This is a genomic window from Microbacterium sp. Bi128 (assembly GCF_918698205.1).
Genome location: NZ_CAKKMM010000222.1, coordinates 1 through 6,617 on the forward strand (window position 1 = coordinate 1; position 6,617 = coordinate 6,617).

A 6,617-nucleotide genomic window follows, 5' to 3' on the forward strand; every position below is an offset into this window, starting at 1 on the left:
AGATCCCCGCCGCCGTCGTCCCGTCGGCCGCGGCGTCATCGCCGGCACCCGTTTCCCCGGCCGAGGAGACCGTCGAGCCGGTCACCGCCGCCCCGCCCGCGGGTCCGGTGGATCTCCTGGCCGGCACCTTCATCAGCCATGAGCACGAGACGACCGGGACGGCCCGGGTGATCGAGAACCCCGACGGGTCGCGTCAGTTGGCCCTCGTCGGACTTGAGACCTCGAACGGCCCCGACGTCCACGTCTGGCTCAGCGCCGGGCCCGTCGTCGAGGGGACCGACGGGTGGTTCACCGCCGGCGGGTACGACCACATCGACCTCGGCCCGATCAAGGGCAACCTCGGCGATCAGCTCTATGACATCCCCGCCGTCGTCGACCTGTCGGTGTTCCGGAGCGTCGACCTGTGGTGCGTGCAGTTCGGGGTGTCCTTCGGGGCGGCCGCGCTGGCATAGGTCACGGTTCCGGGCGTGATCCGGTCGGCGTGTCCCGGCCCGCTAGAATCTGGATTTCACCCACGAATCCCGAGGACTTCGCATGACCCGCATCTCCGATTCCGGAATCTCTCTCGCCGTCGTCGGCGCCACCGGTCAGGTCGGCACCGTCATGCTCGAGATCCTCGCGGAGCGGTCGTTCCCGATTCGTGAGCTGCGTCTGTTCGCCACCGCGCGGTCGGCGGGAAGCTCCATCGATTTCGGCGGGCACTCGATCGTCGTCGAAGACGTCGCCACGGCCGACCCGGCCGGCGTCGAGGTGGCGCTGTTCTCCGCCGGTGCGACGGGGTCCCGCGCCCACGCGCCGCGGTTCGCCGAGGCCGGCGCCCTGGTGATCGACAACTCCAGCGCGTGGCGCATGGACCCCGAGGTTCCCCTCGTGGTCAGCGAAGTCAACCCGCACGCGATCGACGAGGCCGTGAAGGGCATCGTCGCCAACCCCAACTGCACGACGATGGCGGCCATGCCGGTCCTGAAGGTGCTGGATGCCGAGGCGGGCCTCGAGCGTCTCATCGTCAGCACGTACCAGGCCGTCTCCGGCTCGGGCCTCGCCGGCGCGCAAGAGCTCCTCGGCCAGGTCGAGGGCGTCCTCGCGCAGGGCGGCGTCGAGCGTCTCGTCCGCGACGGTTCGGCGCTGGACTTCCCGCAGCCCGAGAAGTACGTGGCCCCCATCGCGTTCGACGTCATCCCGTTCGCCGGCAACCTCGTCGACGACGGCATGAACGAGACCGACGAAGAGAAGAAGCTCCGCAACGAGAGCCGCAAGATCCTCGAGCTTCCCGACCTCCGGGTCGCGGGAACGTGCGTGCGCGTCCCCGTCTTCACCGGTCACTCCCTCAGCATCAACGCCGAGTTCGCCCGCGACCTCACGCCCGAGCGTGCCCGTGAGCTCCTCGCCGACGCCCCCGGCGTCCGCCTCGAAGAGGTCCCCACGCCTCTCCAGGCCGCCGGGACCGACCCCAGCTACGTCGGCCGCATCCGCGCCGACCAGTCGGCTCCCGAGGGCAAGGGGCTCGTGCTGTTCATCAGCAACGACAACCTCCGCAAGGGGGCCGCGCTCAACGCCGTGCAGATCGCCGAGCTGGTCGCGCAGAAGCTCTCGACGCGCGCCTGAGCCCCGGCATCCGGGTGCCGCGCACCCCGCGGTTGTCTCGACATCGAAGCGACCGATCTCTCGATGTCGAGACACCTTCGCCCGACGCCTAGAATCGACGGGTGACAGAAAACGTCGACGTTCTCCTCATCGGAGGCGGAATCATGTCCGCCACCCTCGGCACCATGCTGAAGGACCTTCAGCCCGATCTGAAGATCGCGGTGCTGGAGCGGCTGAGCGACGTCGCACAGGAGAGCTCGAACGCCTGGAACAACGCGGGCACCGGTCACGCGGCCCTCTGCGAGCTCAACTACATGCCGAACAACGCCGATGGTCCGCTCGACCCCGCCAAGGCGGTCACGATCAACGAGCAGTTCCAGCAGAGCCGGCAGTTCTGGGCGACGCTGGTCTCCGAGGGCGTTCTCGACGAGCCGTCGACGTTCATCAACCCCACCCCGCACATGACCTTCGTGCGGGGCGAGAAAGATGTCGCGTACCTGCGCAAGCGCTACGAGGTGCTCAAGCAGCAGCCCCTGTTCGCGGGTATCGAGTACAGCGAGGACTCCCGCGTCATCAACCAGTGGGCGCCGCTGCTCATGCAGAAGCGGCGCAAGGGCGAGCCCTTCGCGGCGACGCGCGTGCCCGCCGGTACCGACGTCGACTTCGGCGCGCTCACCCGCCAGCTGTTCGCGGGGCTGCGCGAGAAGGGCGTCGAGGTCGTCACCAACCACGAGGTCAAGAAGCTCAAGAAGCGCAAGGACGGCCGCTGGGACGTCTCGTACCGCCACACGATCGGCCACACCCCCGGAACGATCACCGCGAAGTTCGTCTTCGTCGGCGCCGGCGGCTGGGCACTGAAGCTGCTGCAGCGCTCCGGTATCGACGAGATCAAGGGCTACGGCGTCTTCCCGATCGGCGGGCAGTGGCTCAAGACCTCCAACCCCGCGCTCGTCGCCCAGCACCGCGCGAAGGTGTACTCGCAGGCCTCGGTGGGCGCGCCCCCGATGTCGGTCCCGCACCTGGACACCCGCGTCGTCGACGGCGAGGCCTCGCTGCTGTTCGGCCCGTTCGCCACCTTCAGCCCGAAGTTCCTCAAGAACGGCTCGGTGCTCGACATCGTCACCCAGGTGCGACCGCACAACATCCTGCCGATGCTCAAGGTCGCCATCGACAACCCGGGTCTGCTGAAGTACCTCATCGGCGAGCTGCTCAAGGGCCACTCCCAGAAAGTCGAGAGCCTTCGCGAGTTCATGCCGACCGCCCAGGCCGAGGACTGGGAGCTGCTCGACGCCGGTCAGCGCGCCCAGGTGATGAAGCGCGACAAGGACAAGGGCGGCGTGCTGCAGTTCGGCACCGAGGTCGTCACCGCCGCGGACCACTCCATCGCCGGGCTCCTGGGAGCTTCGCCGGGTGCCTCGACGGCCGTCTCGATCATGCTGGGCCTGATCAAGACGTGCTTCCCCGAGCGCATGCCCGAGTGGGAGCCGCGTCTGCGCCAGCTCATCCCCAGCTACGGCGAGACGCTCAACACGCGTCCCGAGGCGGCGCGCGCCGAGCTGGATGCCACGGCCCAGGCGCTCGCGATCAACGCCTGACCCGCTCATGGCGAAGCTGTACTTCCGCTACGGAGCGATGAACTCCGGAAAGTCGACGGCCCTGCTGCAGGCGGCGTACAACTACGAGGAGCGCGGCCAGCGCGTGCTGCTGGCCAAACCCGAGATCGACACCAAGGGTGCCGATCAGATCGAGAGCCGTCTCGGCGTCACCCGCCCGGTGGACTTCCTCGTCGGCCCCGGCGACGACCTGCGCGAGGTGTTCCACGGCGTCGCCGGTCACGCCCCCGTCGCGTGTCTCCTGGTCGATGAGGCGCAGTTCTTCACCCCCGCACAGGTCGATGACCTCCTGCGGGTCGCGGTGCTCGACGGCATCCCGGTCCTGGCGTACGGCATCCGCACCGACTTCCGGACCGAGGCCTTCCCGGGGTCGGGTCGGTTGATGGAGATCGCGCACAGCCTCGAAGAGCTGAAGACCATCTGCCGCTGCGGTCGCAAAGCCGTGTTCAACGCGAGGCTCGTAGGGGGACGCTTCGTGTTCGACGGCGACCAGGTCGCGATCGACGAAGAGCAGATCGCCGGCGAAGTGACGTATGAGTCGATGTGCGCCGCGTGCTACCTGCGCGAGTCGGGCGGGCGGCTCGACGGGCGCTGATGCGCGTCTCGACGCCCCCGGTGTCGTCCGGTCGCGCCCGCGCCGACCGATAGCCTGGACGCATGCGCGTACTCCTGGCCGGCGGTGCCGGTTACATCGGAACCCACACGGCCGTCGCTCTGCTGGATGCCGGACACGACGTGGTCCTGCTCGACGATCTCTCAGGCACGCACCCGGTCGCCGCCGAGCGGGTCGAGAAGATCACCGGCAAGCCCGCACCGCTCGTGGTCGGCGATGCCGCCGACGACGCCGTCGTCGCCTCGGTGTTCGACGAGCACGGCCCCATCGACGCGATCATCCACCTCGCCGCATTCAAAGCGGTGGGGGAGTCCACGCAGAAGCCGCTGGACTACTACTCCAACAACCTCGACACGACGTTCGCTCTGCTGCGGGTGGGTATCGCCCGCGGCATCCGGTCGTTCGTCTTCTCGAGCACCGGCACCGTCTACTCGGACCCCGCCGATCTGCCGTTCACCGAGGAGTCGACCACGAGCGTCGACCTCTCCAACGCCTACAGCAAGTCCAAGCGCATGAACGAGGTCGTCCTCGCCGACGTCGCGCGGGTGAACCCCGATCTCAACGTCACCGTGCTGCGCTACTTCAACCCCGTGGGCGCGCACCCGTCCGGCCTCATCGGCGAGGACCCCGCCGGCATCCCGAACAACCTCATGCCGTACGTCTCGCGCGTGGCGATCGGGACCCTCGACGAAGTGGGCGTCTTCGGTGACGACTACGACACCCCCGACGGCACGGGCCTGCGCGACTACATCCACGTCGTCGACCTCGCCGAAGGGCACGTGGTGGCGCTGGAGCAGGCCCAGCCCGGGCACCAGGTGTTCAACCTGGGCACGGGTCGCCCCGTCAGCGTCCTGGAACTCGTCGCATCGTTCGAGAAGGCGGTCGGCCACGAGCTGCCGAAGAAGATCCTCGACCGTCGTCCCGGAGACGTCGCCGCCACGTACTGCGACCCGACCAAGGCCGCCGAGGTGCTCGGTTGGCGCACGCGTCTCACGATCGACGACGCGTGCCGCGATTACTGGAATTGGCAGACCACCAACCCCGCCGGTTACGCAACCCCGGCCAAGGCGTGATCCTCCGCGCGTAGGCTTGTGTGGTCAGGCCACACGGGGTGGCGTGTCGAACGAAGGAATGCCATGCCGGACTCCGAACTGCGCGCCTGGCAAGTGGTGCTGGAACGCGTCGAGGGCGATCTCCGCGACGGGCGGCTCCTGCCGGGTGACCGGCTGACGCCCGAGCGCGAACTCGCCGCCCAGCTGGGGGTGGGACGATCGAGCGTCCGCGAGGCGATCCGGGTGCTCGAAGTGCTCGGCGTGGTGCGCACGGCGACGGGATCGGGTCCCTCGTCGGGAGCGATGATCGTCACGACGCCGCGGGGCGGGCTCGCCGCCTTCCTGCGGCTGCAGGTCGCCGCCAATGGATTCCCGCTCGAGGACGTCGTGCGCACCCGCATCGTGCTGGAGTGCGACGTGGCCGAGACCCTTGCCGCGCGCGACGCCGACTTGGCCGAGATCCACAGCATCCTGGATGCCATGGACGCCAGCGATCTCGGGCGCGACGAGTTCCTCGCTCTCGACGCGCGCTTCCATCAGGCCCTTGCCGAGGCGACCGGCAACGCGGTGGTCTCGGCGATGATGGCGGGGCTGCGCAGTTCGATCGAGTCGTACACGCGATCCGGTGCGGCGCTCCTGGACGATTGGGGGGCGATGTCCGCGCGGTTGCGCGACGAGCACCGGGCGATCGTCGAGGCCATCAGCGACGGCGAGGCCGTTGCGGCCCGCGATCGCATCCGCGCGCACATCACCGGCTACTCCGCCGACGTCGCCGCCGTGCTGGGTGTGCGCGATGACGCGGGGGTGCACGCCGCGTGAGCGAACGTCCGGTGCGTCCCCCACGGCCGCAGCATGTGCTCGAGGTCGTCTCCGCGGAGCGGCTTTCGCCCCACCTCGTTCGGGTGCGCGCGCGAGGCGCCGACCTGTCGGCGTTCCGCGAGAGCCCGCACACCGACCGCTACGTGAAGATCACGTTCGTCAAGCCGGAGCTGGGCCTGGAGCCGCCCTACGACCTTGCGGTGCTGCGCGAGACCCTCGCGCCCGAGGATCTGCCGGTGACACGCACGTACACCGTTCGCGAGGTCTCGGGCGACGAGATCGCGATCGACTTCGTCGTCCATGGCGACGAGGGACTCGCGGGACCCTGGGCGGCTCGCGCACAGCCGGGGGAGCGTCTGGTCGTCTCGTCGCCGGGTGGCGGCTACGCACCGGATCCCGAGGCGGACTGGCACCTGCTCGCCGGTGATGAATCGGCTCTGCCGGCGATCTCGGCGGCTCTCGAAGCGCTCGGACCCGATGCCCGCGGTGCAGCGTTCATCGAGGTCGGCGGGACGTCCGACGAGCTGCCGGTGACGGCGCCCGCGGGCGTCGAGGTCGTGTGGCTGCACCGGGGCGACGACGTGCACGCGGGTACGTCGCGCGTGCTCGTGGACGCTGTCGCGGCCTGGACGGTCCCGGACGGGCGTGGGCACGTGTTCGCGCACGGGGAGCGCGAGGCGATGAAGGCCGTGCGCGAGGTGTTCTTCACCGCCTGGGGGCTGGAGCGCTCCCAGGTGTCGCTGTCTGGCTATTGGGCGTACGGGCGCACCGAAGACAGATTCCAGGCCGAGAAGCGCGAGCCCATCGGCAAGATCCTCTGAGTGGGCGCCGCGCCCGGTGGCCTCAGGCGCGCGCCGGCAGCGTCGGGATGAGGGCGTCCAGGTAGTCCGCGGTGTCTTCCCAGCCGTGCACCGCCTGGCACTCGACGCCCATCGC

7 protein-coding genes are annotated in these 6,617 nt (G+C 69.4%); all 7 read left to right on the forward strand.

The window, feature by feature from the left end; all coding sequences use genetic code 11:
• Positions 1-452 (forward strand): DM13 domain-containing protein (locus LQV45_RS15235; RefSeq protein WP_230007759.1); only part of this gene is annotated, 452 nt, incomplete at its 5' end.
• A gap of 82 nt (positions 453-534) precedes the next feature.
• Positions 535-1,605 carry an aspartate-semialdehyde dehydrogenase gene (locus LQV45_RS15240; protein WP_230007760.1) on the forward strand — a complete coding sequence of 357 codons (1,071 nt, stop codon included), beginning with the start codon at positions 535-537 and terminating at the stop codon, positions 1,603-1,605.
• 101 nt (positions 1,606-1,706) lie between these two features.
• Positions 1,707-3,179, forward strand: coding sequence for a malate:quinone oxidoreductase (locus tag LQV45_RS15245; RefSeq protein WP_290370255.1), 1,473 nt, complete (start codon positions 1,707-1,709; stop codon positions 3,177-3,179).
• A 7-nt stretch (positions 3,180-3,186) separates the two neighbouring features.
• Positions 3,187-3,792 (forward strand): thymidine kinase, encoded by a 606-nt coding sequence (locus LQV45_RS15250; RefSeq protein WP_230007761.1) that lies wholly within the window; start codon positions 3,187-3,189, stop codon positions 3,790-3,792.
• Between the two features lie 62 nt (positions 3,793-3,854).
• The gene (gene galE / locus LQV45_RS15255) at positions 3,855-4,883 is read left to right on the forward strand and encodes a UDP-glucose 4-epimerase GalE (RefSeq protein WP_230007762.1); all 1,029 of its coding nucleotides are present in this window, start codon (positions 3,855-3,857) and stop codon (positions 4,881-4,883) included.
• Positions 4,884-4,946: 63 nt separating this feature from the next.
• Entirely contained in the window at positions 4,947-5,681 is a 735-nt protein-coding gene (locus LQV45_RS15260) for a FadR/GntR family transcriptional regulator (protein WP_230007763.1), read from the forward strand.
• On the forward strand, positions 5,678-6,502 hold the full coding sequence (locus LQV45_RS15265) for a siderophore-interacting protein (RefSeq protein WP_230007764.1): 825 nt from the start codon (positions 5,678-5,680) through the stop codon (positions 6,500-6,502). The genes LQV45_RS15260 and LQV45_RS15265 overlap by 4 nt, the downstream gene beginning before the upstream one ends.
• Positions 6,503-6,617 lie beyond the last annotated feature (115 nt).